Source organism: Streptomyces sp. NPDC008121 (assembly GCF_042957155.1).
Classification (GTDB): Bacteria; Actinomycetota; Actinomycetes; order Streptomycetales; family Streptomycetaceae; genus Streptomyces.
Window position 1 is genome coordinate 211,893 of the sequence record NZ_JBIBHT010000002.1, and the last position, 22,888, is coordinate 234,780.

Here is a 22,888-nt window from a genome sequence, read left to right on the forward strand (position 1 = left end):
GAACGGGGAGGTCGAAGATCACCCCACCCCGTGGGTGTAGTGACTATCATGCGCGACCGACAATCGCACACCCGTATTACTCCGGTGACCGGGGCGTTCGTCGCGTCCGGGGACCTGAGAGGATCGGCGGACCGTGTGACCGACCCAGGGGTGGAAACCATGACCGTTCTCGTGCTGCTCGGCGTCCTGGTGCTCGCCGTGGGCGGATGCGTCTGCGTGGTGTGGGCGGAACGCGGTGGGCCCCGGTGGGTCCGTGCCGTGGCCGCCCTCACGCTCGGCGCGGGGCGACTGCTGCGCCACGCCGACAAGAACCGGCGCCACGGACTCGGCGGCGGACACGGCACCGGCGGTTCGAGCGGCGACTGACGAACCGCCGCACCTCGGGGCGGGTCCGGTCCCGCCCCGGGACGGGCCGGGTACGGGAGGACGGCCGGGGATGACCTCGTTCGGCCGGGGCGGTTCCGGGCCGGGCGTCACGGGGGCGCGGGCGAAGAGCGGCGCAGGTGGTCCAGGCGGCGGATGACGGGGGTGGCGGCCGCGCCGTGGAGGACCACGGAGAGCAGGACGGCGAAGGCGACCACCGCCCAGAGCTGCCGTGCCTCGTCGGTCACGAGGGCCGTGCCGTGGCCGAGCGCGTACGCGAGGTAGAACAGCGAGCCGATGCCGCGGATGCCGAAGAAGGCGGTGACCACCTTCTCCTTGGGTCCCGCGGCGGCCCCGATCAGGCCGAGCAGGCCCGCGGCCGGCCGGACGACGAGGACGAGGAGGACGGCGACGAGGGCCCCCTGCCAGGTGAGGGCCGGCAGGCCCTCGGTGACGAGGAACCCGCCGAGGAGGAAGAGCAGGCAGACGGTCAGCAGGCGTTCGATCTGTTCCGTGAACTCGTGGAGCACCTGGTGGTAGCCGTGGCTGCGCTCGGCCGCGCGGAGGGTGCAGGCGGTCACGAAGACGGCGAGGAAGCCGTAGCCGTGGAGCAGTTCGGCCGCTCCGTACGCCAGGAACGTGGCGCCCAGGGCGACGAACCCCTCCATGTGCTCCGACAGCCGCAACGCGTTCGTCCGCGCGCGGAAGAACATCCGGCCGAGCAGCCGGCCGGCGACGAGGCCCACCGCCACTCCGACCGCGATCTTGAGGAGGACGTCGACGAGCAGCCATCGCCCGATCCACTCCGCCGACCAGTCGCCGCCGGCCGCCGCGGCGAGGGCGAGCGCGGCCAGGACGAAGGGAAAGGCCAGTCCGTCGTTCAGCCCGGCCTCGGCGGTGAGGGAGAACCGGACCTCGTCCTCGTCGTTCTCCGCGTCCGTGGGCTCGCCGACCCTCACCTCCGCCGCCAGGACGGGATCGGTCGGTGCGAGGACCGCGGCGATGAGCAGGGCGAGCGCGGGGGGCCAGTCGAGCAGGAGCGCGGCGAGCAGCGCCGTCCCGGCGATCGTCAGGGGCAGGCTGAGGCCGAGCAGGCGCCATGGACCGGCCCACGCGCGGCGGCCGAAGGGCCGGTTGAGTGCGAGGCCGGCTCCCATCAGCGACACGATCACGCACAGTTCGGTGGCGTGCTCGACCCAGAGCCGGTCCCGTACCGGATCGACCGTCGGCACGGGCAGCGGCAGCGCCGCCACCAACGCGCCGGCGGCGAGGAAGACGATCGGCATGGACAGGGGCCGTTTGAAGACGAGCCTCGGGACCACGGCGGCACCGAGCGCTCCCAAGCCCATCGCGAGGTAGACGGCGTCGGAGAGGATCACCCCGCCCATCCTGTCCGAAAGGTTCCCGTTCATGCGTGCGACCGGAGCCGAGCCCCGCGAGGTGGGCCGGGGACGGGGCCGCGGTTCCGCCGTCCGGCGGTCCGGCGGGTCACTTCTTCGGGTCGTGGCCCCAGTTCATGAGGGAGTACCGCCACCGGGTGTCGGTGACATCGCCGCTCGGGCGCTGCTTGAGATGGCGGTGGACGTAACCGGTGACCTTGCGCATGTGCGCCAGGTCGTCGTCGCTGAGGTCCGCCTTTTTGGTGTGGAGGAGTTCGACGATGCGGCGGCCGGAGGCGTGGCCCACGCTCTCGCCGCCGTCGCTCTGCCCGACGCTCTGGGACTCGTCGGTCGCCAGCCACTTCTCCAGACTGCCGGCGGTCATGTTGACCGCCTCCCCGAAGGCGGAGACGATCTCGTCCCGGTCGTCGTCCCGCTGCTCCGGGGCCATCAGGAGCTCTTGCCCTTCTTGCGCAGGGCGCCGGGCTTGTGCACGGCGGAGCGTCCGGACTTGTCGCTCTCCACCTCGTACTGCGGCTCCTCCTTCGAGGCGTCGACGGTCCGGCCCGCCGCCTCGGTGCGGCCGGTGATCTTCTTCTTGACCTTGCCCGGCACGGTCTGACCGTGGCTCTTCCACGACACCTTGTCCCCCTTGCCCAGGTCGTCCTTCTTCGTCATCGCGCTCTCCTTCCGGGGCCGCCGACGACCGGCGGCGATCGGCCGTTCCCAGAGGCCAGGGTGCTCCCGTACGGCTCGGTCCGCATGCGAGGCGTACGGGAGCGGGGCCTGGTCGAGCGGTCCCTCCCCCGCCGGGGAGCGCGTACCGGCCCTCCGGGGGGTACGGACCGGTGCGTACCGGCCGGCTGCGCCGCTCGGGCGACCCGCCCCGTGCCAGCTGTACGAACGCGCTCGGGCCGGCCGTGGCGGCGCGCGGGTGTCAGCCGTTCAGGGAGTTCATCAGCTCGGGCGCGTAGCGATCGCCGGCGGCGATGCCGCGCGGGGCGACCGCCTCGATGGCCGCGATGTCCCCGGCGGTGATCGTCACCTCGGTGGCGGCGGCGTTCTCCTCCAGGAGGCGGCGGCGCTTGGTGCCGGGGATCGGGACCGCTCCCTGGTGCAGCACCCAGGCGAGCGCGAGCTGGGAGGGGGTGACCCCCTTCTCGTCGGCGATGCGGCGCACCTGGTCGACCACGGCGAGGTTGCGGGCGAAGTTCTCGCCCTGGAAGCGCGGGTCGGTCCGGCGGAAGTCGTCGGCGGCGAAGTCGTCGGGCGTGGTGATCGCGCCCGAGAGGAAGCCGCGGCCCAGCGGGGAGTACGCCACGAGGCCGATGCCGAGCTCTTCCAGCGCGGCCCGGACGCCGTCGCCCTCGACGCCCCGCTCGAAGAGGGAGTACTCGCTCTGCACGGCAGTGAGGGGGTGCACGGCGTGGGCCCGCCGGATGGTGGCCGCCGCGGCCTCGCTCAGGCCGAGGTAGCGGACCTTGCCCGCGGTGACGAGCTCCGCCATGGCGCCCACGGTCTCCTCGATGGGGACGTCCGGGTCGACGCGGTGCAGGTAGTACAGGTCGATGTGGTCGGTGCCCAGGTGCCGCAGCGAGCGGTCGGCGGAGCGGTGGACGTACTCCGGCGTGCCGTTCCGGCCGATCATCTCGCCGGCGTCCGTGAACTCGATGCCCGTCTTGGTCGCGACGACCGCCTTCTCCCGGCGGCCGGCCAGCGCCTTGCCGAGAAGTCGCTCGTTGAGGAACGGGCCGTAGCTCTCGGCGGTGTCCAGCAGGGTGATCCCGAGCTCCAGGGCCCGGTCGATCGTGGCGAGGGCCTCGGTCTCGTCGGTGGCTCCGTAGAAGGCGCTCATGCCCATGCAGCCGAGCCCTTCCGCGCCGACCGTCAGACCCTGGGTGCCCAGTGCGCGCTCTTGCATGTCGTCCACTCCGCTTCGTATGTAACTAACTGGATAGTTCGAGCATGCCCCGCCCTCGCCGACTTGTCAATAACTAGATAGTTACTTGGTAGAGTGATCGGCATGGCACGGGATTCCCACGCGACCAAGGCCCGGCTCCTCGACGCGGCTCTGACCGAGTTCGCCACCCACGGCATCGCCGGGGCGCGCGTCGACCGCATCGCCGAGGCCGCCGACGCGAACAAACGGCTCATCTACGTGTACTTCGGCAACAAGGAACAGCTCTTCGACCATGTCATGGAGCGGGCTCTGGCGGCGGGGGCCGAGTCGGTGCCCTTCGACGTCGAGGACCTGCCCGGGTACGCCGGCGCGATCTTCGACCTCCTCAGCGGCCGGCCGGAGCTGATGCGGCTGGTCCTCTGGAAGCAGCTGGAGCGTCCGGCGGCCACGCCGGCGCAGCAGGAGGCGTACGCCGCCAAGGCGCGCGCGCTGGCCGCCGCCCAGCAGGCCGGCCGGGTCGACCCGGCCTTCGAGCCCACCGACATCCTGACCATGGTCCTGGCCCTGTCGCAGGCCTGGTTCGCGGCCGCGGGCGGCCCCGCGACCGAGCCCGACGGCTCCGCCTGGGACGCGCGGCGCAGGTCGGCGCACCGCGCGGCGGTCGTCGAAGCGGTCGGCCGCCTCACCGCTCCCCCGGCGCCGCCCGGCAGCTGACCGGGACCGCCCGTACCGCGCCGCCCCGTACGGGTCGAACCGCGGTGACGGCCCGCGGTCGACGGCCGACCGCATGGTCGCGCCCGGCCGTCGGCCGTCACCGCCGGAGGCTGAGCACGAGGTCCCGGGGCAGGCCGTGGGTGTCGTGGAGGTAGTGGAAGTCCTCCTCGTCCAGCGGGCCGCGGAACCGCGGCCGGCCGAGGACCTGCCGTCCCCGTTCCAGGAGCCGGGTGAACCGGCGCTCCTCTTCCAGGAGCGTCCGACGCACGTGCGTCGGATCCCCCTCCTGGCGGAAGCGGTCCAGGGTGTGCCGGATCGGTTCGAGCGGCAGGTCTCCGAGACTCCGCGTCGGGTCGTCCCGCCACAGCACGGTGAGCACCCGTCGCACGAGACGGCGCAGCACGTACCCCCTGCCGGTGGGGGCCGGACGCACCCCGTCGCCGATCACCACGACGGCCGAGCGGAGATGGTCGCAGACCACCCGATGCGAGGGTTCGTCCAGCGGCCACAGGGACGTGAGGGCGGTGCGCCACGGGGCGAAGACCTCGCTCTCGTACACCGACGACGTGCCCTGCAGGAGCGAGGCCAGGCGTTCGAGGCCGAGTCCGGTGTCGACGTTGCGCTGGGGCAGCGGTACGAGGGAACCGTCGGCGAGTCGGCGGTGGCGCATCATCACGTGGTTCCACACCTCCACCCAGCGGTCGTCCCCGGTGGGCGTCGAGTGGGGCGGGGGCGGCGTGTCGCCGCTCCACAGGAAGATCTCCGAGTCGGGTCCGCAGGGGCCGGTCGGCCCGTTGGACCACCAGTTGTCCTCCACGGTGAGCTCGACGGGGATTCCGCGGTCCTGCCACAGTTCGAGTGAGGCGGTGTCCGGTCCCGTCCGCTCGTCCCCGCCGAAGACCGTGGCGTGCAGCAGCCCGGGATCGATGCCCAGCCCTTCCGTGAGCAGGCCGTGGGCCCAGTCGAGACTTCGCGGCCCTTCGTAGTCGCCGAGCGACCAGGTGCCGAGCATCTCGAAGACCGTGAGGTGGGTGGGGTCGCCCACCTCCTCCAGGTCCGTCGTCCGCAGACAGCGCTGTACGTTGACCAGCCGCCTGCCCAAGGGGTGAGGCCGGCCTTCGAAGTGGGGCGTGAGCGGATGCATGCCGGAGGTGGTGAACAGCACGGGATCGCCGGGCGGGGGCAGCAGCGTCGAGCCGGTGATCCGGTGGTGGCCGCGCTCCTCGAAGTACTCGACGAACGTGCGGACGATCTGGTCCGTCTGCATGGGGTTGCTCCTTCGCTTCGGGGCGGGGAGGCGCCGGGAAACGGTGCGGAGCGGAAGTCGTCGGAGCGGAGCGGAATCGCCACGCGACCACCGGCGGACCGTTTTCCGGTCGCCGGTGGAGAGGGAACGTCAGGCGGCGGCCGGCGAGCTGGTCGCTCGCGCGGTCGCGGTGATGGTTCGGCCGATGACGTTCATACGAACGAGGCTAGCGGGTCCGGCCTCCCCGGGCACCCGAATTCCGGCGCGGCCGGCGGGGCAGTCGGCCCGGGCGGCGCATCCCCATCGGGGGGAGTCGGGCAGCGAAGCGCCTGCACGCGGGGCGGGCGAGCCAGGGTCGGTCGTCGAAGCCCCCTCACGCGGCGGGCGGCGGGCCAGGCCTCGGGCATCGAATCCCCTTCGCGCGCGGCGGGCCGGGGCTGGCAGGGTGTCCGTCATGAGTCCCGCGCGCCCCGAACCGACCCGTCACCAGGACAATGGCACGTGGCTCGTCCAGTTCACCGACCGCGTGCTCGTGGTCTGCCCGCGGTGCGGCGGCCGCGCGCTCGTCGCGCCCCTGCCGCACCTCGCGCCGCCGAAGTACTTCAGCGCCCTGCTGTTCCGGCGCCGCCGCCTCACCTGCACCGGCTGCGGCGCGGTCGCCGAGTGGACGGCCGGACAGCGGGGCCGCGGCCTGGTGGGGGCGGTGCCGGGCGGGACAGAAGACCCGTTCTTCCGGCGTCCGTTGTGGCTGCAGACCCGCTGCGCGGGGCGGATCCTGTGGGCCTACGACGCACGGCACGTCGACGCCCTCACCGACTATGTGGGCGCCCGGCTGCGCGAGCGGCACGCCTCCCCGACGATGGCGATGTTCGCCCGGCTGCCCGGCTGGATGAAGTCGGCGGCACGCCGTGACGAGGTCCTGGCCGGCCTGGCCTCCCTCCGCGCCCTCGCCGACCGCTCCTCCCCCGCCGACCGCCCGGCGATCGCCCACGAACGCGGCGACCGCCCCCGCCACCACGGCAGCCTGTTCTTCGGCGACCCCTCCTAGGCCGTCTCCGGAAAGCCCCCCCGGCGCCCGCCGCCTGTCCCCCCGGCCCGTAGGCCGTCCCCTCCGCCCCGCCCGGGAGTTCGGGTGTCACCGGTACCGCCTACGATGACCGCCCATGAGTACGAGTGAGGACGGCAGACCACTGGTCGACGGGCGGTTCCAGTTGATCTCCCGGCTGGGCAGCGGCGGCATGGGGACCGTCTGGCGAGCGCGCGATGTCGCCCTGCACCGCGATGTCGCCCTGAAGGAAGTCCGTCCGCCCGATCCGGCGGTCGAGGAGGCCAACCCGGGACTCGCCGCGCAGATGCGCGAGCGTGCCGTCCGTGAGGCCCGTGCGCTGGCGCGTCTCTCCAATCCGCACGTGGTGACGATCCACCACATCGTCGAGCCGTCCGACGGCGCGCATCCGTGGATCGTGATGGAGCTCGTCGAGGGCCGGTCGGTGTACGAGCGGCTGGCCGAGGGGCCGATGCCCGTCCCCGAGGTCGTCACGCTCGGCCGGCAGGTCCTCTCCGCCCTGCGCTCCGCGCACTCCGCCGGGATCCAGCACCGCGACGTGAAGCCGGCCAACGTCCTCCTCCGTACCGACGGCAGCGCCGTCCTCACGGACTTCGGCATCGCGGTCCTCAGCGAGTCGACGTCGCGGCTCACCTCCACCGGCGACCTGATCGGCTCGCCCGAGTTCATCGCTCCCGAGCGGGTGCGGGGCGAGGAGGGGAACCCGGCCTCCGACCTGTGGTCGCTGGGCATGCTGCTGTACGTCGCGGCCGAGGGCCATCACCCGCTACGCCGCTCCACCAGTCTGGCGACGGTGGTCGCCGTCCTGGACGACCCGATCCCCCCGCCGGTGCGGTCCGGCGCCCTGGGACCCGTACTCGATCGCCTGCTGGTCCGCGATCCCGCCCAGCGCCCGGACGCCGCGGAGTTGGACCGGCTCCTGGCGGAGGCCGAGTCCGGGACCGGTAGCGAAGCACGGCAGTCCGGGAGTGTGCCCCCGGCCGAGACTCCCCCGGGGCCTCCGGGCACGCCCACCCCCGCCGGCCCCTTCGGCTCCCCGTACGCCCACCCCGCCTACGCCGCCTCCGCGCCCCAGTCCTGGGGCACACCGACCGCCCCCTCCTCCGTCGCCGCGCCCGCCGACGGCTTCGGCCGCCCCCTGCCTTTCCCCACCGCCTCGCCCTCCCCAGCGGCGCGGTCCGGCCGACGCGGCGCCGTGATCGCCGTCTCCCTCGCGCTGGCGACCGCCGCCGTGATCATCGGCGCCGTGAAGCTGATCCCGGACGGCGGCGCCGGTTCCGGCGCGAAGGGCGGCGCGACGCCCAGCCGGTCGAGCACGGAGACGGGCCGGGCGGCGACTGCCGGGAGCGGGTCCGCAGGCGGCGGCGCCGACGCGGACTCCGACACCGCGGCGCCCCGGGGCAGCCTCCTCACCCCGGCCAACACGCGTGCCGTCATCGAGGCGTTCCGCGAGGCCGGCGGCAGCACCACGATGAAGGAGCTGACGATCTACGAGGAGTACGCCCTCGCGGGCATCATGACCAAGCCCGGGGCGAAGACGTACGACGCGTACGAGTACCGCAACGGCGTCGCCCGCAAGACCGGCCCCGGCGGCACGATCGGCGCGACGGACGAGCAGCCCTTCGACGTCTCCACCCTGCCGTGGGACACGCTTCCGACGCTGATCAAGCGGGGAGAGCGCGATCTGAAGGTCGAGAACCCGACCATGCGCTACGTCATCGCCGACCGCTGGACCTTCAACGACGACCGCCCGACGCTGCGCTTCTACCTCATCAACGAGTACAACGCGGTCGGTTACCTGGCCGCCGACACCGCCGGCAAGGTCGTGTCGAGCCACCCGGCCTCCTGATCACCGGCGCGTGCCGGCCCCGGGTCGCCCGGGGCCGGGACGCGCCGGGTCGCTCAGGGCCTGTCGTTCAGTTCGGCGACGATCGACGCCGGGGTGTGGCCACTGGTGTCCGACACCTTGTGGAAGTCCACGGAGACGAAGTTCGGGTCACGGCCTCCGGCCGCCGGACGGCACTGTTGCGCGATGCGGTCCCGCAGCTTGGAGCCGTTGTCCAGGACCGCGTTGATCAGGGTCGGGACATTGCGCTGGTGGCTCATCGTGAACAGGCGCCGGAAGCCGGGCTCCTGGCGGTTCAGCGGCACGTCGGGCCAGCGGGTGACGCAGGAGACGTCGTTGCCCAGGTCGCCGAGGCTCCAGAAATTGCTCACGGTCCATGAGCGGTCGTACATCACGCCGAGGTGCTCGCGGTCGCCCTCGCTGGAGAAGATCAGCAGGCGCTTTCCGCTCGCGACGAGATCGGTCATCTTGGGCCAGCCCTGCTGCCTGACGTTCCACTCGTCCGGCTTGAAGAGCAGCGGTGACAGGCCCCGCACCTTTTCGAGGGACCGGCCGAGCCGGTCGGCGCTGACGTAGTCCTCGAGGAAGAGGGAGACGACTTCCTGGGGGTGGGCGTTCAGGAAGTCGACGACGGTCTGCACCGTGCCGTGGAAGGACTGGCGGGGCAGGGCGTACGTGACGCCGGCGAAGGTCTTGCACTCGCCGTGGCAGAGGTAGACGTCGCTGGGGTAGCAGTCGCTGCCGAAGCTGATGACGCACAGCCAGGTGCTGCGCTCGTACCAGTGCGTGTCCAGGCTCAGCCCGCGCACACCGTTGTCCAGCTGGTGGCGCACCGACTCGGACTGTGCCACCGACGTCCAGCGGGAGTCCTCGTAGTTGGCGAAGGCATTGTGCGTGGCCAGGAAGGACACCTCGTCGAGGCGCCGGTCGCCCCAGCGTGCCCGGGCCCCCTCCACCGCGCCCGCCGGGACGGCGGCGCCGATGACGGTTCCGGCGTTCCCGGTGCCGGGACCGGGCGGGGCCGCGGAGGCCACACCACCCACCGTACCGAGGAGCGCCACCAGCAGGAGGACCACGAGGGAGCGCCGGCCGGAGCGGCGCATACGGGCGGCGCGGGCGTTCCCCGGGCCGGGGTGAGGCGCGCGGGAACGACGGCCGCTCACGCTTGATCGAAGCGTGCTCATGTCAATCATGTCGCGGAGAGTAGCGCGTCGATCGGTGATTCGTCCCCCTCCGCGCACTTTCCACCGGAACCGGCAGTGGCCCAGGAGGATTTCGGGTACACCCCGTCAACGCGGCAGCCCTTGACCTTCCCCCGCCCGCGCGCCACGCCGGGCCGACGGTCTCCGCTCAGAAAGTGGCTACCGACTGGTAGCCCTTTCGTCGCCTACCGTCCAGTATTGGCCGCGAGCATGTCAACCACCCACACCGGTCGACTACTTGGGAGACCCCCATGCCCGCCACCCCCCTCCGCAGACGCGTCACCGCCGGCGCCACCGCGTCCGTCGCCGTGACCGCCCTCCTCGTCCTCGGCCCGGCGCCCACCGCCTCCGCCGCCGAGACGCACACGACCGTTTCGTCGGCCGCCCTCGGCGGCGTGGACTACGGCACCTGGCGCCGTGACGTGGCGGCCGTCGTCGCCGAGGCCCGCCCGTACATCGAGGCGCGCTCCGAGGACGCCGACGAGGAGAAGCAGGCGATCGTCCTCGACATCGACAACTCCTCGCTGGAGACGGACTTCCACCCCTTCTGGGAGCTGCCCACCCCGGCCATCCCGGACGTCCGCACCCTGGTCCGCGACGCCCACGACCGCGGGGTGGCGGTCTTCTTCGTCACCGCCCGTCCGGGGATCATCTACTCCCTCACGGACTGGAACCTGAAGCAGGCCGGATACCCGGTGAACGGGCTGTACGTGCGCTCCCTGCCCGACCTCTTCGGGCAGGTCAGCACGTACAAGACGGCGAAGCGCGCGGAGATCGAGGCCAAGGGCTACACGATCATCGCCAACATCGGGAACAACACGTCCGACCTCGTCGGCGGCCACGCCGAGCGCACCTTCAAGCTGCCGGACTACGGCGGCAAGCTCTCCTGACGCCCACGGCTCAGGGTGCGGGGCGCCGAGGCCATCGGCGCCCCGCACCGGGCGGCGGAGCCGCACGGCTCACGCCGCTTCGGTGACCGGCACCCCCTGCGGCTCGGTCACGCGCCCGGGACGGCGGAGTCCGCGTCCCGCCATACGACAGCCCACACAGTCCGCGTGGCCCTGCGCGGCCGTCCGGTCCTTCGCGCGCCACGCCTGTCCGGCGGGCGGACGCGGGCCGCTCGCCTTGCCCCAGCCGCTCAGGTGGAGCGCCCAGGTGACGAGGGCGGCGAGGGCGACCACGCCGAGCCCGAGCCAGACGCCCGGCACCCACGCGGCCGTCACCGCGACGCCGGAGACGGTGAACCCGACGACGGCGAGGCAGGTCCCCGTCCATCCGGCGACGGTATGACCGAGGTCGTGGTCGCCGTGCATGCCGCTCATAGATCTCCTCAAGCCGACTCTGTCTGTATCTTCACCACGGAAGCAGGATCTTTTATCTCACGAGCTAAGTAACTTAGATGCTAAGGAGAATATCCGTGAAGGGCAAGCCGCGCCCCGAGGCGACACCGCAGGAGGCGCTGGACGCCATGGACCGGATGGTCTCGCTCGCTCTCGTCTCCCAGCACGACATCGCGCAGCGGCTGGGCCTCAACGTGACCGACCTGACCTGTCTCGGGCACATCATCGGCGCCGGGGACCAGCACCTGAACGCGGGCGATCTGGCCGAGCGGGCCAACATCACGACCGGCGCCGTCACGGGCGTGCTCAACCGCCTCGAACGCGCGGGGTACGTGCACCGGCAGCCCCACCCGGACGACCGCCGCCGCGTCCGCGTCGTACTCGACGCCTCGGCGGCCGAGCGGGTCTTCCGCGTGTACGGCCCGCACTACGAGCGGCTGGGCGCCCTCTTCGCCGACTACACCCCCGCCGAGACCGCGGTCCTGACCGACTGGTTCGTCCGCGCGCGGGCCGCGATGCAGCTGTCCCTCGACGAGATCAGAGCACAGTGACCAAGGGCCGACCGTGTCGAATCCAGGGCCGTCCGAAGGGCCGGAGAGGCACCTTCCGTTGTGCCGGGGACGGAGCGGGTAAGGGCAACTGATCACACCCGCGGGAGAAGAAGAGGGGCCGTTCCGCTCATGCGCATCGATCTGACAGGACGTACCGCGCTGGTCACCGGATCCACCCAGGGCATCGGCGCCGCCATCGCCACCGGCCTCGCCCGGGCCGGGGCCCGGGTCGGGGTCAACGGGCGGACGCGGGAGCGCGTGGAAGAGGCGGTGGAGGCCATCCATCGCACCGCCCAGGGGCCCCAGCCGGTCGCGGTGGTCGCCGACGTGACGACCGAGGACGGCGCGCGCCTGGCCGCCGAGGCCCTGCCGCAGGTGGACATCCTGGTGAACAGCCTCGGCATCTTCGGACCGGCCGACCCCCTCGACATCAGCGACGACGAGTGGCGCCGCTACTTCGAGGTCAACGTCCTGGCCGCGGTGCGGCTGATCCGCCGGTACCTCCCCGGCATGAGCGAGCGCGGGTGGGGCCGGATCCAGAACATCGCCAGCGACTCGGCGGTGGTCATCCCGGCCGAGATGATCCACTACGGGATGTCGAAGACCGCGCTCCTGGCCGTCACGCGCGGCTTCGCCAAGCAGGCGGCCGGCACGGGCGTCACCGTCAACTCGGTCATCGCGGGCCCGACGCACACCGGCGGGGTCGAGGACTTCGTGTACGAACTGGTCGACCGGAGCCTGCCGTGGGACGAGGCGCAGCGCGCCTTCATGCGCGAGCACCGGCCGCAGTCGTTGCTCCAGCGGCTGATCGAGCCCGAGGAGATCGCCCACATGGTCGTCTACCTCGCCTCCGACCAGGCGTCCGCCACGACCGGCGGCGCGCTGCGGGTGGACGGCGGGTACGTGGACTCGATCCTGCCCTGAGCGGGACACGGCCGTCCGGACGGGGATGTGTGCCACCTGCGGGTGAAGCCCGCGCCGAAGATCGGCGCGGGCGCGGTGCGTGCGGCGACACTTGGCCGCAGCACCCGATGAGCGCATCGTCAGGGAAGGCGGACGTCATGCCGAACGGCACTGTTCTCCTGCCGCAGGTCTGACACGCGTGCGGAGGAGGCGTGTTCGTCCAGCAGTCGTTCAGGGGGGCCCATGGCAGCACCGCGCGCGTCCCGTACCCGGTCGCGTCTCCGGTACGGGTTCGACAATCTCATGGCCTACGGCACTCCCGCGCTCATCGGCTGGCTCTCGCTGGTGTGCCTGGCGATCGTCGTCCCGACGAGTGTGGTCCTCGTCTGGGCGGACCGCGCCGCGCCGCCCACCTTCTCCGGCCGCCTGGCGGCCGTGTGGCAGAACGTCGGCCGCACGCTGCGGCTGGGCGGCGAAGTCGGGCCTCCGCTCTACGTCCTGACGTCCGTGCTGCTGGCGCTCGTGACCCTGCTGTTCGTGTCGGCGCTGGTCGGTCTGATCACCACGGGCCTCAGCGAGCGCCTCCTCGCCCTGCGGCTGGGCCGGTCGGTGGTGCTGGAGGAGCGGCACACGGTGCTGCTCGGCTGGTCCGACCAGGTGTTCCCGGTGGTCACGGAGCTGGTGGCGGCCAACGCCAACCGACGTCGGGCGGCGGTCGCCGTCCTCGCCGACAAGGACAAGGCCGAGATGGACGCCGAGATCGCCGGCCATGTCCCGGACAGCGGGACCACGCGTGTCATCTGTCGCAGCGGCCCCACCACCGACCCGACGGTCGTCGCGCTGGTGAGCCCGGACACGGCGAGGGCGGTCCTGGTGCTGCCGCCCGGCGGACGGAACGGCGATGCCCACGTCGTCAAGACGCTCCTCGCCCTCGACGCGATCGGTCCGGGCTCCGCGGACCGCGTCGTCGTCGCGGCGGTACGGGATCCCCGGCACCACCCGGCCGCCACCCTCGCGGCAGGCCGGCACGGGCACGTCCTCAGCATCGACGACATCGTCGCCCGGCTGCTCGTCCAGACCTCCCGCCAGCCCGGGCTCTCCCTCGTCTACCAGGAGCTGCTCGACTTCGCGGGCGCAGAGTTCTACGTCGTACCGGCGGGCGCGCTCGCCGGTCGCCCCTTCGGCGAGGCGCTCGCCGCCTTCGCCACCTCCTCGGTGGTGGGCCTCGTCCACGCCGACGGGGGCATCGGCCTCAACCCGCATCCGGACACCCGGATCACCGAGGGTGACCGCCTCATCGTCATCACCGAGGACGACGACACCGCTCGGCTCCCGGACGGCGCCGTCCCGTCCCAGGCCGTGCCGGCCTCCCGCACCGCCCCGGGCGCCGCCGTCATCCCCGAGGCCCGAGCCGGGGCGGAAGGCGACATGCGGGCCGGCAGTGGCGTGGGGGCCGGAGGCGACGTGCAGTCGGGGGGCGCAGCCGAGGACGGTGCCCTGCGGCCGGTCGGCGTCGCCGCGCCCACCAAGGCCCCCGCCCCGACCGCGCCCGTCGCCCACCAGGCCCCTGCGGCTCCCGTCCCACCAGTCTCACCCGCCGCATCCGTCGACGAGGCCGCCGTCGTCACGGTACGGGCCCGTGCCCGGGCGGCCGAGCGGTTGCTGCTCCTCGGCTGGAACCGCCGGGCCCCGCTGATCATCGAACAGCTCGACCAGTACGTACGTCCCGGATCCACCCTCGACGTCGTGGCCCTCGGCGACGAGGCCACGCTCCGGGGGGTGGGCGCCGCCGGCGGACAGCTCACGCGTCTGCTGGTGCGTCACCACGGCGGCGATATCACCGAGCAGGCGACGCTGGCCGCGCTGGACGTCCCGTCGTACGACAGCGTCATGGTCATCGGGGACGAGAGCGGGCCCGCGACGGAGGAGGCGGAGACGGACGACCGGACGCTGGTGACGCTGCTGCACCTGCGGGCGATCGAGGAGTCCGCCCGGCGGGAGCTGCCCGTCATCACGGAGATGACCGACGACCGCAACCGCGTGCTCGCGCCGGTGCGGGAGGGTGCCGACTTCATCGTCAGCGGGCGGCTGATCAGCCTGCTGATGACACAGATCGCGGAGAACCGGCATCTGGCGGCCCTCTTCGACGAGTTGTTCAGCGCGGACGGCAGCGAGATCCACCTCAAGCCCGCCACGGACTACGTCCTGGCGGACCGGGAGGTCACCTTCGCCACCGTCGTCGAATCCGCGCGCCGTCGACACGAATGCGCCATCGGATACCGCCTGCGCGCCGAGGCCTCGACCGGGCCGGCCTACGGCGTCCGGGTCAACCCGGACAAGCGGGAGAGCGTGCGGTTCGGGCCGGACGACTGCGTGATCGTCATCGCGGAAAGCTGACCGCCGCTCCCGCACGCCTCCGCCCCTCCCGAGAACCGCGCGGGAGGGGCGGAGGCGCGAAGAGGCGGCGGGGCTTTTCTCAGGGCGTACGAATGGGCGCTTGCCGGGGGTCAGGTGCAGGGGGTGCGTACGCCGCCGGTCTCGTCGCCCTTCAGGTAGATACCGCTGACGTAGCCGACCCCGCCGGCGTTCAGGGGCAGTCGTACCCACTTGTCGTTGGTGACGCCCTCGGCGGTGACCTTCTGCCCGACGACCCAGCAGTGTGCCGGGTAGGACTGATTCGGGTACACCTTGCTGACGGCGTTGCAGGTGGTGGAGGCACAGGACCGGACGTTCGCCTCGGCCCACGCCGTCACCGTCGTGTCGCCCCCACCGCCACCGTCCGGCATGAACGTCACGTCCACCCAGTCGTTGTCCGACATGCCGAGGCCGTCCCAGAAGGTGCCGTCGGCGACATCGATGCCCGCGGGGTTGGCGACCCGGCGGCCGAACTCGTCGAGCCCGCCGTTGTAGCCGTTGAGGTAGGCCGCCTGGGACTCGGGGGTGCCCTGCGGCAGGTCGCGCCACATCTCCCGTTGCGACGACGGGTTCCAGTAGTCGTCCTTGGTGTTCCACGGGCCGACGTCCCACACGGGCGCGGTCTCGCAGCGGCCCTTGTAGCACAGCCGCACCTGGTATTCGTTCCCGCCGTTGCTCGCCAGCATGCGGCGCGAGGGCAGGGCCACGAAGTGGTCGCGCGGCTTGATCACGTGGCCGTTGGCGGTGGTGTGGCCGACCAGGCCCTCGCGGGTGGCGAACAGCCGGAAGGTGGGGCCGGAGGCGGCCGCCGCCTTGCCGTTCTCCGGGGCCTGCTGGGGCGCGGGCTGCTCGGCGGCGGCGCGGACGGTGACGGCGGACACGGTCGGCGCCTGACCGCCCGGGACGCCGAGGAGCGTGAGCCGGACCTGGAGCAGGGTGACCGCCCGGGGCAGCCGTACCGCACCGGCGCGGTCCGTGGCTCTCCACTGCGTCCACGCGTCGGGGCGGTCGCCGCCGCGCACCTCCGTCAGCACCTGGGTGCCGACGGGGACGTGCGCCGAGGTCTGCACGGTGAACGCCGTCAGCGGGCCGCCGAGGTCGGTGCCGGGGGAGGTGTAGACGGCGTGGGAGTGTGCGGGGGCCGACGCGGTGCGGCGCGTGCCGTCCTCGACGGTGATCCCGCCCTGACGGCGGGCGATGTTGCTCCCGTCGGCCTTCGGCGCGGCCAGGTCGATGCGCCAGCTGCCGTGCGCCTTCCCGGCGCCCGCGCGGCCCGGCGCTCCGTGGGAGACGCCGGCCGGCTGCCCGTCGGCCGTCCTTCCGTCGGCCAAGGGCCGGACGGCGCCCTGGGTACCCTCCGCGGCGACCGCGGCGGGAGCCGTCAGGCCCACCACGAAGAGCAGCAGACAGAGGATTCGTGTCCACCGGGGCGTCGTACGCCTCCGGGAACGCGCGGATACGACATGCACGGGATTCCCCCTTGATGACTACGGAACGAGAGCCGGCGAAGCGGCCGTTCCAGGGTTTACCGCAGGCTCCCGGCGGAGTCATTCCGCAAACTTACGGATGCCCTCCCGGTCCCCGGCGCGTCTAGGGTCCGTGGCGTCCGGCCGGGCGCCCCGCAACGGGCGGGGGCCGCCGCACCGGATCCCGCGGCTCGTCACGAGCCGGTACTCCAGGGAGGAACCTCACGTGCGACTTGGTCTGCGCGGCATGAATCCGCGGGCGGCGCTGCTGGCCGCGGCGGCCCTGCTGCTGCCCCTGGCGGTGGCCGCACCCGGCCACGCGGCGACGAAGAGCCCCGCCGGCGCCACCGCCTACGCCGGCTCCTGCCCGTCCGCGGGCGTGGTCACCCAGGGCTACAGCGGCAGCCACGACGGTGTCGACATCGCGAGCTCACTCGGCACCCCGATCCACGCCGTCGGCCCCGGCGAGGTCATCAACTCCGGCCCCGCACAGGGCTACGGCCAGTGGATCCGCATCCTGCACCCGGACGGCACCGTCACCGAGTACGGCCACATGTACCAGCGTGACGTGTCCGTCGGCCAACAGGTGTCCGCGGGGCAGCGCATCGCGCTCATGGGCTCGGAGGGCGACTCCACCGGCGTCCACCTGCACCTGCGGGTGCGCGTCGGGACCTCCACCTCGGTCCGCGGCATCGACCCGGTCCCCTACCTGCGCGACCGCGGGGTGGGGCTGCCGTGCACGCCCGGTGGTGGCGGCGGCGGCGGTTCCTCGGTGACGGCGTGGGCCGAGGCGAACGTCCGGTCCTGTGCCTCCACCACCTGCAACGCCGTCAGCAAGGTGTACCCGAACCAGTCCTACCCGGCACACTGCTGGATCGTCGGGCAGAAGGTCACCGCCGAGGGCGTCACCAACGACAAGTGGGTACGACTGCCCCTGAACGCCGGCGGGGTCGGCTACGTCAGCGGCATCTACCTGAAGGGCGACGAGACCGGCGGCGTACGCACCCCCTGCACCTGACACGACACCCGCACCGCCGGGCATCGGGCGCCGCCGGGTCACGGTGACCGTGACCCGGCGGCGCCCGCACGCGTACGCCCGCGCCCGGATCCGGCCGGTCCCGCACGGCCCGGTGGGGCCGGACGGGGCCGGTTTCTGACCGCCGTCAGGCCGCCGGGCAGGCCGGGACCGTCGGGCGGCTCTCGGTCCGTACCTCGGGGAGCCAGGCCGTCGCCGGCGTGGCCGCCGGCTTCTGCTCCGCCGTCGGCAGCCGGACCCGGTACCACCGGGACGACTTGGTGCCGACCTCGTCGGTGACGGGGATGCCGTGCGCCAGAGCGCACTCGACGGTGAGCACGTCCCCGTGCCACACCCGGGTCCGTACGACGTTGTCCATGACGTACGGCGCCGTGGGGTCGATGGCCAGGCCCAGGCTGCACAGCGGGTCCCGGTCCGTGCGCTCCCGGCACGCTTCGTCCACGTTGAACACCGTCAGCCGGGTGGGCGGAGCCGCCCGCCGCGGGTCGCCCTCGGCGCCGCCCCACTGCCACCAGGCGATGCCGGCCGCGCCGCCCAGGGCGACCACGGCGCTGACGGCCAGCGCCGCGCCCCGCTTGCCGCCCCGCTGTGCGGCGGCGGGCGGGCCGCCTCCGCGCCCGGCGGCCCGGATGCGTTCCAGCAGACTCGCCGCGGTGTGCGCCGACCGCTCGGCGTGCCCCGGGAGCAGACAGTCGGACGCCATGGCCCGCCAGAACTCGGGCACCGCCACATGGAGCCGCAGCGGCGCCCTGCCCTCGGCGTACTCCTGGACGGCTGCCCCCCGGGAGTTCGGGGTGGCCCCCGGGAAGGGCGAGGTGCCACCGGTGAACACCTGGTGGATCATCACGCCGAACGCCCACACGTCGGCGCTGGGCCGTACCTGCACGCCGCGTTCGCCCAAGGGCGCCCGCCAGCGCTCGGGCGGCAGATAGTCCGGGGAACCCAGCGGCGGGATGTAGCCGTGGGTCCCGCGCGTCCCCTCCAGTTCGACGGTGAGGCCGAAGTCGGAGAGCCGCACCGCACCGTCGGCCATGACCAGGACGTTGTCCGGTTTCAGGTCCCCGTGCACCCAGCCCAGTTCGTGCAGATGGGCCAGCCCCTCGCAGATCTCGGACAGCACGCGCTCCGCCTCGGCCAGCGGCTTGCCGTCCGCCGCGTCCAGGAGGTCCTGGAGGCTGCTCTCGGCCCGCTCCATGACGAGCACCACGGCGCCGTCGAGCCCGGGCAGGTCGGGTTCGTCGAGCACGGCGGAGTCCAGCAGCCGCATCAGGCGGGGGTGCTGCGCCCGGCGGCCGAACTCGATCTCGCGCCGGGCGGTCTCCGCCAACCGCGCGGCCTGGCGGGGGGCCAGCCCCGAGGTGGGCAGGAACTTCAGCGCGACGAGCCGCCCCGCCTCGGGAACCTCCTCGGGAACCGCCTCGGGAACCTCGTCGGGAGACTCGTCGGGCTCCTCCGCCTCTCCTGCCTCCCGGTCCCCTCCCGTGGCCTCCCCCGACCCGGTGTCACGGCCTTCGTAGACGTGTCCCCAGCCGCCGTCGGCGATCGGCCGGAGCACCTCCCAGCGGCCCACGCGATAGCCGCGCGGTACCCGCCCGACCGTCTCGCCGGTCCCGTCGTACTCCTCCACCGCCGTGCTCACCCTCCGCTTCCGGTCCGCACCGGCTCCTGGAGCGCGACGCTCGGGGCCCGGGGCGGCAGCAGCCTCAGATGCTCCTCGCGGACCAGGCCGAAGCGGAGGGCGACGCCGACCACGGCCTCGCGCTTGCCGGTGCGCCGCACACCGCGTCCGGGGAGGGCGTCCTGCGGGCCGTGCACCCGCAGCTTCTCCTCGGCCAGGTACTGGATGTGGGCGCTGACCGCCCTCGGCGTCAGCCGCGTCAGCGCCGGGTGGTTCCTGATCCGCTCGACGACCTGCGGGGTGGTGGGGACGTGGACGGCCGACTCGTCGCGCAGCCGCGGTTCGCAGAGGGCGACCAGGACGAGGAAGTACGTGGCGGTCTCGTCCAGGGAGTAGGCGGTGAGGGTTCCGGTGCCCCATCTGCCGCCGGGATCGGCCGCGTCGAGGTAGACGTGGTCGGGGGCGAACACCTGGAAGCTGACCGTGGAGCCCCGGGTGGGCAGCACGACGCGCGCGAACTCGAAGGGGATCGGCGCGCCCGACCGGCGCGGCGGCACCCTGAGGTACTCCCCCGCCCCTTCGGGGTTCTCCACCAGATAGCTCTGTGTGGTGGAGAAGTTGGTGAGTTGCCAGTGGTCGTCGGTCACCCGGATCTCGCCGGCGAGCCGGGAGACGGCCGGGTCCGGCAGGCGTAGTTCGACCGGGTGGGAGGCCGTGCCGCGGCCGAAGCGCGCGGCCTCACCGGGCCCCAGTCTCAAGGTGGTGGTGGGCTCCGTGCGTTCTTCGGACGGCAGGTGGATCAGTATGCCGCTCATCGACGTTCTTCCTTCCCCGTTTCGGCCCGTCATCGGCCGGCGGGCATCGTAACGCGGTGGGGAAGGGGTGCGCGGGGCGTTCTCGGTCTTGCTCGACAACGTTGGCATGTGTGTCCGGGAGCACCGCGGAGGGCCCCGTGCGAGGTCGTTCCCGACGGGGCCCCGCGCTGCTCATCCGGCGTGCCCGGCCTGCGCTTTCAGGAGGAGCACACCTGGACGCCGGGGAGTTGGCTGCCGGGCGAGGTGATGTAGATGTTGGTGATGTAGCCGCCGTACTGCGGAAGGTACGCCCACCAGGTGTTGGTGTACGGCGGGATGGTGACCTGCTGTCCCGTCTTCTGGCAGCCGACCAGGACTTCCACGCCGGCCGGCAGGGTCGTCAGCGGGGTTCCTGCGGTGGTGGGCTGCGGGCGCACGTTCACGCCCGTGCCCCAGGTGCCGAACCAGGCCCCGGCCGGGTGGACGGCGCCGGGCACGTCGAGGGAGCGGGTGAGCCGGTTCACCGTGGTGTACGCGGTGCCGTAGGGGGTGCCGTCGGGGTGCAGGGTGAACACGGCCACGATGGTGCGGTCACCTGCGCCCACGGTGCCCGTGGTGTGCAGCGCCTCGCGGGTCAGGTCCACGGCGGCGCCGGCGCGCGGCGCGGGCTGTGCGGCGGCCCGCGGGGCGGGGGGCGTGGTCGTGGTGGTGGCCCCGGTCAGTCCGGCAACGGTGCTCGGGGGCTTGGGGGTGCAGCCGCCGGAGGCTCCGAATCCGGACCAGCCCTGTTTGACCGCCCACGGCCGTACGAAGGAGCCCGCGATGCCGAAGTGCTGGTCGAAGCCGTCGGTGCCGCAGCGCGTCGACTGCCGCAGGTTGCCCATCATGTAGTCGCGCACGGGCGCCGGGGCGGTCTCCAGGATGTACCGGTAGATCCGTACGGTGTCGGCGGCCGAGGTCGCGACGTAACCCCAGTAGTCCTCCATCCCGGACGGCGGGTTGGTGGTGGCGGTGAGGCCGAGCTGCGTCACCGTCCGCTGGATGATGGCCGTTCTTCCGCCGAGGCTCCAGTAGGAGCCGGCCGCTCCGTCGTCGCTGCTGCGCAGCATCGCGTCGAGTCGGGTCCGGTCGGGGCCGGACAGGTCGCGCGGATCGCGGGTGCGCAGGAAGTCCAGGGCGATCAGGAGTTTGACCACCGAGGCCGAGCGGAACTGCCCGTTCTCGTTGTGCCGCTCGCTGAAGGTGCCGGTCGTCCGGTCGAAGACCGCGACGCCCGCGGTCACGTCGGCGGGGACGTCCACGCTCGCCGAGCGGGTCGGCGCGGACGGGGTCGCGGACGGCGCGGCGAGGGCCTGGGGTGCCCCGGTCAGGCCGAGGGCCGTGGCGGCCAGGGCGAGGACGGCGGCGCCGGCGACACCGAGTCGCCGCAGCCGTGCCGGAGGTCCGGAGCGGTGGGTGGTCGGACTGTTCACGGTCGGGTTCCCCCTCGGGGTCGGTCCGCCTCGGCAGCGGCCGCGGCGGTCTCGCTGCGGATGTCGGCGGCCGGGCGGTGCCGGCACCTGCGGGGGCCCGCTGGCGGGGCCGGGTGCGGGCCGGGGCCCGGGCGGCCGACGTCAGGACGCTACGGACCTCCCGGGCGGTGCGGTATCCGGAAGTTGACGGGGCGACCGTGCGGGTGGGCGCGTGTTACGGGCGTCCCGCGGTGGCGCGAGGTGGCTGCCGGCGGATCGCCGACGATGGCGCCGCCGGGGTTCGACAGAGGAGTTCGACGGAGGGGACGTGGCGGAGGAAAACCGCCCACCGTGGCACGGTTCCGTCGCCGTGTCTATATGCAGCGTTACCGGTGTTCTCCGGCTTCACCGCTCAGCAGACTCTGTCCCGTTGCCATCGGCATGGACCACCAACGAGGGAGAAGTCACGTGTCTGTTCTCAAGCGCGCCGCAGGAATCGGAGCGTCCGTCGCCGTCCTCGCCCTGCTGCCCGGGACGTCGACCGCTTCGGCGGCGACCACCGCCGACCCCGTCAACACCTTCATGAACCAGGAGACCGGTCGCTGTATCGACCACACCAACGAGGGCGGTCTGCGCGCCTTCCAGTGCAACGGCACCGCCGCCCAGAAGTGGTCCGTGAAGACGTGGGGTGACGGCACCCGGCGGCTCCAGAACGTGCTGACCGGCAAGTGCATCGACGACAGCAACGTGGGCTTCCGCGTCCTGGACTGCAACGACGGTGTGTTCCAGAGCTGGTTCGTCCGCAAGTGGAACGACGGCACCATCGAGTTCAAGAACCAGGGCAGCACGCGCTGCATGGACGACACGGTCGCCGGTGGTTTCCGTACCTGGACCTGCAACGCCTCCCGGGCCCAGAGCTGGCTCTGATACCTCCCCGCAACAGCACGCATGCGCCCGCCGGTCGGACCGGCGGGCGCATGCGTGCTGTCCCCCGTCACAGCCGGAGGGCACGACCCCCGTCCCGGCCGCGGCCGCGCGGCCCGTCGGCCGGGACCTCGAAGACGAGCGCGAGCCCGTCGCGCTCGTTCCCCCGCTCGCCGACTCGCGTGAACCCGAAGCCCGCGAGGGTGGCCAGGGAGGCGGTGTTGTCGGAACGGACGGTGGCCCGCACGGTCCTGACACCGGGTTCGGCCGCGGCCCTGTCGAGCAGCGCCGCCAGCATGGCGCGGGCGTACCCCTGGCGGCGATACCGCGGCACGACGGTGTAGCCGACCTCGACCACACCCTCCTCGTCCGGTGGTCCATGGAACCCCGCGTCGCCGACGACGGTGCCGTCCGGCTCGGACAGCGCGGCCCGGGTGAGCCAGGGCGCGACGGACGGGTCCTCGGCCAACTGCTCGGCGCGGTAGCGGAAGATGTCGCGGGCCCGGTCGCCGACGAAGTGTTCGTCCAGGGCGACACCGGCCTCGGCGCTGCCGCCGGCGAGATCACCGTCGGCCAGCGCCCGCAGGGCTCTGGCGCCGAGCGGGACGAAGCGGACGCGTCGGGGTGTAGAGGGGCGTTCGTTGTCCATCGCGGAGATGCTCGCCCGGTGGCCG

At 72.9% G+C, this 22,888-nt stretch carries 22 protein-coding genes; 10 read left to right on the forward strand and 12 right to left on the reverse strand.

Annotated elements, in window-relative coordinates; genetic code table 11:
* The first annotated feature begins 159 nt into the window (after window positions 1-159).
* Window positions 160-366, forward strand: coding sequence for a hypothetical protein (locus ACFZBD_RS06600; protein ID WP_391136529.1), 207 nt, complete (start codon window positions 160-162; stop codon window positions 364-366).
* Between the two features lie 107 nt (window positions 367-473).
* On the opposite strand, the gene ACFZBD_RS06605 is transcribed toward ACFZBD_RS06600, so the two are convergent.
* From ACFZBD_RS06605 to ACFZBD_RS06620, 4 genes are all read right to left on the reverse strand, one after another.
* Window positions 474-1,751, reverse strand: a complete 1,278-nt coding sequence (locus ACFZBD_RS06605; protein ID WP_391138499.1) for a cation:proton antiporter — start codon at window positions 1,749-1,751, stop codon at window positions 474-476.
* 100 nt (window positions 1,752-1,851) lie between these two features.
* Window positions 1,852-2,193 (reverse strand): DUF3140 domain-containing protein, encoded by a 342-nt coding sequence (locus ACFZBD_RS06610; protein WP_391136532.1) that lies wholly within the window; start codon window positions 2,191-2,193, stop codon window positions 1,852-1,854.
* On the reverse strand, window positions 2,193-2,420 hold the full coding sequence (locus tag ACFZBD_RS06615) for an HVA1 family protein (RefSeq protein ID WP_391136535.1): 228 nt from the start codon (window positions 2,418-2,420) through the stop codon (window positions 2,193-2,195). Before ACFZBD_RS06615 ends, ACFZBD_RS06610 begins: the two co-directional genes overlap by 1 nt.
* 259 nt (window positions 2,421-2,679) lie before the next feature.
* A complete protein-coding gene (locus ACFZBD_RS06620) occupies window positions 2,680-3,663 on the reverse strand; it encodes an aldo/keto reductase (RefSeq protein WP_391136538.1) in 984 nt (327 codons plus the stop codon).
* 102 nt (window positions 3,664-3,765) lie between these two features.
* Here ACFZBD_RS06620 and ACFZBD_RS06625 point away from each other — a divergent pair, with 102 nt between their 5' ends.
* A complete protein-coding gene (locus tag ACFZBD_RS06625; protein ID WP_391136542.1) occupies window positions 3,766-4,356 on the forward strand; it encodes a TetR family transcriptional regulator in 591 nt (196 codons plus the stop codon).
* Window positions 4,357-4,453: 97 nt separating this feature from the next.
* Here ACFZBD_RS06625 and ACFZBD_RS06630 read toward each other — a convergent pair whose 3' ends face one another.
* On the reverse strand, window positions 4,454-5,623 hold the full coding sequence (locus ACFZBD_RS06630) for an alanine--tRNA ligase-related protein (protein WP_391136546.1): 1,170 nt from the start codon (window positions 5,621-5,623) through the stop codon (window positions 4,454-4,456).
* A gap of 433 nt (window positions 5,624-6,056) precedes the next feature.
* Here ACFZBD_RS06630 and ACFZBD_RS06635 point away from each other — a divergent pair, with 433 nt between their 5' ends.
* Both ACFZBD_RS06635 and ACFZBD_RS06640 read left to right on the forward strand, forming a co-directional pair.
* A complete protein-coding gene (locus ACFZBD_RS06635) occupies window positions 6,057-6,650 on the forward strand; it encodes a hypothetical protein (RefSeq protein ID WP_391136549.1) in 594 nt (197 codons plus the stop codon).
* A gap of 115 nt (window positions 6,651-6,765) precedes the next feature.
* The gene (locus ACFZBD_RS06640) at window positions 6,766-8,517 is read left to right on the forward strand and encodes a protein kinase (RefSeq protein ID WP_391136552.1); all 1,752 of its coding nucleotides are present in this window, start codon (window positions 6,766-6,768) and stop codon (window positions 8,515-8,517) included.
* 53 nt (window positions 8,518-8,570) lie between these two features.
* On the opposite strand, the gene ACFZBD_RS06645 is transcribed toward ACFZBD_RS06640, so the two are convergent.
* Complete coding sequence (locus ACFZBD_RS06645) at window positions 8,571-9,677, reverse strand: PI-PLC domain-containing protein (protein ID WP_391136555.1); 1,107 nt, start codon at window positions 9,675-9,677, stop codon at window positions 8,571-8,573.
* 290 nt (window positions 9,678-9,967) lie between these two features.
* On the opposite strand from ACFZBD_RS06645, the gene ACFZBD_RS06650 reads away from it, so the two are divergent.
* Window positions 9,968-10,606, forward strand: coding sequence for an HAD family acid phosphatase (locus ACFZBD_RS06650; RefSeq protein WP_391136558.1), 639 nt, complete (start codon window positions 9,968-9,970; stop codon window positions 10,604-10,606).
* Between the two features lie 69 nt (window positions 10,607-10,675).
* Here ACFZBD_RS06650 and ACFZBD_RS06655 read toward each other — a convergent pair whose 3' ends face one another.
* On the reverse strand, window positions 10,676-11,038 hold the full coding sequence (locus ACFZBD_RS06655) for an HGxxPAAW family protein (protein WP_391136561.1): 363 nt from the start codon (window positions 11,036-11,038) through the stop codon (window positions 10,676-10,678).
* A 95-nt stretch (window positions 11,039-11,133) separates the two neighbouring features.
* On the opposite strand from ACFZBD_RS06655, the gene ACFZBD_RS06660 reads away from it, so the two are divergent.
* The 3 genes from ACFZBD_RS06660 (at window position 11,134) to ACFZBD_RS06670 (ending at window position 14,907) form a co-directional block, all read left to right on the forward strand.
* Entirely contained in the window at window positions 11,134-11,607 is a 474-nt protein-coding gene (locus ACFZBD_RS06660) for a MarR family transcriptional regulator (RefSeq protein WP_391136564.1), read from the forward strand.
* Window positions 11,608-11,736: 129 nt separating this feature from the next.
* Window positions 11,737-12,531 carry an SDR family oxidoreductase gene (locus tag ACFZBD_RS06665; protein ID WP_391136567.1) on the forward strand — a complete coding sequence of 265 codons (795 nt, stop codon included), beginning with the start codon at window positions 11,737-11,739 and terminating at the stop codon, window positions 12,529-12,531.
* 222 nt (window positions 12,532-12,753) lie between these two features.
* On the forward strand, window positions 12,754-14,907 hold the full coding sequence (locus tag ACFZBD_RS06670; protein WP_391136570.1) for a TrkA C-terminal domain-containing protein: 2,154 nt from the start codon (window positions 12,754-12,756) through the stop codon (window positions 14,905-14,907).
* Window positions 14,908-15,017: 110 nt separating this feature from the next.
* Here the strand turns inward: ACFZBD_RS06670 and ACFZBD_RS06675 are convergent, their stop codons facing one another.
* Entirely contained in the window at window positions 15,018-16,394 is a 1,377-nt protein-coding gene (locus ACFZBD_RS06675) for an SH3 domain-containing protein (RefSeq protein ID WP_391136573.1), read from the reverse strand.
* A 223-nt stretch (window positions 16,395-16,617) separates the two neighbouring features.
* Here ACFZBD_RS06675 and ACFZBD_RS06680 point away from each other — a divergent pair, with 223 nt between their 5' ends.
* Window positions 16,618-17,409: a peptidoglycan DD-metalloendopeptidase family protein gene (locus ACFZBD_RS06680; RefSeq protein WP_391136576.1), complete on the forward strand. Its 792-nt coding sequence runs from the start codon at window positions 16,618-16,620 to the stop codon at window positions 17,407-17,409.
* Between the two features lie 145 nt (window positions 17,410-17,554).
* Here ACFZBD_RS06680 and ACFZBD_RS06685 read toward each other — a convergent pair whose 3' ends face one another.
* The 3 genes from ACFZBD_RS06685 to ACFZBD_RS06695 all read right to left on the reverse strand — a co-directional run bounded on the left by ACFZBD_RS06685 (window position 17,555) and on the right by ACFZBD_RS06695 (window position 21,311).
* A complete protein-coding gene (locus ACFZBD_RS06685) occupies window positions 17,555-19,066 on the reverse strand; it encodes a protein kinase (RefSeq protein WP_391136579.1) in 1,512 nt (503 codons plus the stop codon).
* Window positions 19,063-19,860: a serine/threonine protein kinase gene (locus ACFZBD_RS06690; RefSeq protein ID WP_391136582.1), complete on the reverse strand. Its 798-nt coding sequence runs from the start codon at window positions 19,858-19,860 to the stop codon at window positions 19,063-19,065. The genes ACFZBD_RS06685 and ACFZBD_RS06690 overlap by 4 nt, the downstream gene beginning before the upstream one ends.
* A 197-nt stretch (window positions 19,861-20,057) precedes the next feature.
* Window positions 20,058-21,311 (reverse strand): hypothetical protein, encoded by a 1,254-nt coding sequence (locus ACFZBD_RS06695; protein ID WP_391136585.1) that lies wholly within the window; start codon window positions 21,309-21,311, stop codon window positions 20,058-20,060.
* A 447-nt stretch (window positions 21,312-21,758) separates the two neighbouring features.
* Here ACFZBD_RS06695 and ACFZBD_RS06700 point away from each other — a divergent pair, with 447 nt between their 5' ends.
* A complete protein-coding gene (locus ACFZBD_RS06700) occupies window positions 21,759-22,217 on the forward strand; it encodes an RICIN domain-containing protein (RefSeq protein ID WP_391136588.1) in 459 nt (152 codons plus the stop codon).
* A 67-nt stretch (window positions 22,218-22,284) separates the two neighbouring features.
* Here the strand turns inward: ACFZBD_RS06700 and ACFZBD_RS06705 are convergent, their stop codons facing one another.
* The gene (locus ACFZBD_RS06705) at window positions 22,285-22,863 is read right to left on the reverse strand and encodes a GNAT family N-acetyltransferase (protein ID WP_391136591.1); all 579 of its coding nucleotides are present in this window, start codon (window positions 22,861-22,863) and stop codon (window positions 22,285-22,287) included.
* Window positions 22,864-22,888 lie beyond the last annotated feature (25 nt).

Coding starts and splice junctions, on each gene's coding strand:
- ACFZBD_RS06630 (WP_391136546.1), bottom strand. CDS start 5,623: ATGCAGACGGACCAGATCGTCCGCACGTTCGTCGAGTACTTCGAGGAG.
- ACFZBD_RS06665 (WP_391136567.1), top strand. CDS start 11,737: ATGCGCATCGATCTGACAGGACGTACCGCGCTGGTCACCGGATCCACC.
- ACFZBD_RS06655 (WP_391136561.1), bottom strand. CDS start 11,038: ATGAGCGGCATGCACGGCGACCACGACCTCGGTCATACCGTCGCCGGA.
- ACFZBD_RS06640 (WP_391136552.1), top strand. CDS start 6,766: ATGAGTACGAGTGAGGACGGCAGACCACTGGTCGACGGGCGGTTCCAG.
- ACFZBD_RS06705 (WP_391136591.1), bottom strand. CDS start 22,863: ATGGACAACGAACGCCCCTCTACACCCCGACGCGTCCGCTTCGTCCCG.
- ACFZBD_RS06615 (WP_391136535.1), bottom strand. CDS start 2,420: ATGACGAAGAAGGACGACCTGGGCAAGGGGGACAAGGTGTCGTGGAAG.
- ACFZBD_RS06670 (WP_391136570.1), top strand. CDS start 12,754: ATGGCAGCACCGCGCGCGTCCCGTACCCGGTCGCGTCTCCGGTACGGG.
- ACFZBD_RS06635 (WP_391136549.1), top strand. CDS start 6,057: ATGAGTCCCGCGCGCCCCGAACCGACCCGTCACCAGGACAATGGCACG.
- ACFZBD_RS06650 (WP_391136558.1), top strand. CDS start 9,968: ATGCCCGCCACCCCCCTCCGCAGACGCGTCACCGCCGGCGCCACCGCG.
- ACFZBD_RS06690 (WP_391136582.1), bottom strand. CDS start 19,860: ATGAGCGGCATACTGATCCACCTGCCGTCCGAAGAACGCACGGAGCCC.
- ACFZBD_RS06620 (WP_391136538.1), bottom strand. CDS start 3,663: ATGCAAGAGCGCGCACTGGGCACCCAGGGTCTGACGGTCGGCGCGGAA.
- ACFZBD_RS06625 (WP_391136542.1), top strand. CDS start 3,766: ATGGCACGGGATTCCCACGCGACCAAGGCCCGGCTCCTCGACGCGGCT.
- ACFZBD_RS06605 (WP_391138499.1), bottom strand. CDS start 1,751: ATGGGCGGGGTGATCCTCTCCGACGCCGTCTACCTCGCGATGGGCTTG.
- ACFZBD_RS06610 (WP_391136532.1), bottom strand. CDS start 2,193: ATGGCCCCGGAGCAGCGGGACGACGACCGGGACGAGATCGTCTCCGCC.
- ACFZBD_RS06600 (WP_391136529.1), top strand. CDS start 160: ATGACCGTTCTCGTGCTGCTCGGCGTCCTGGTGCTCGCCGTGGGCGGA.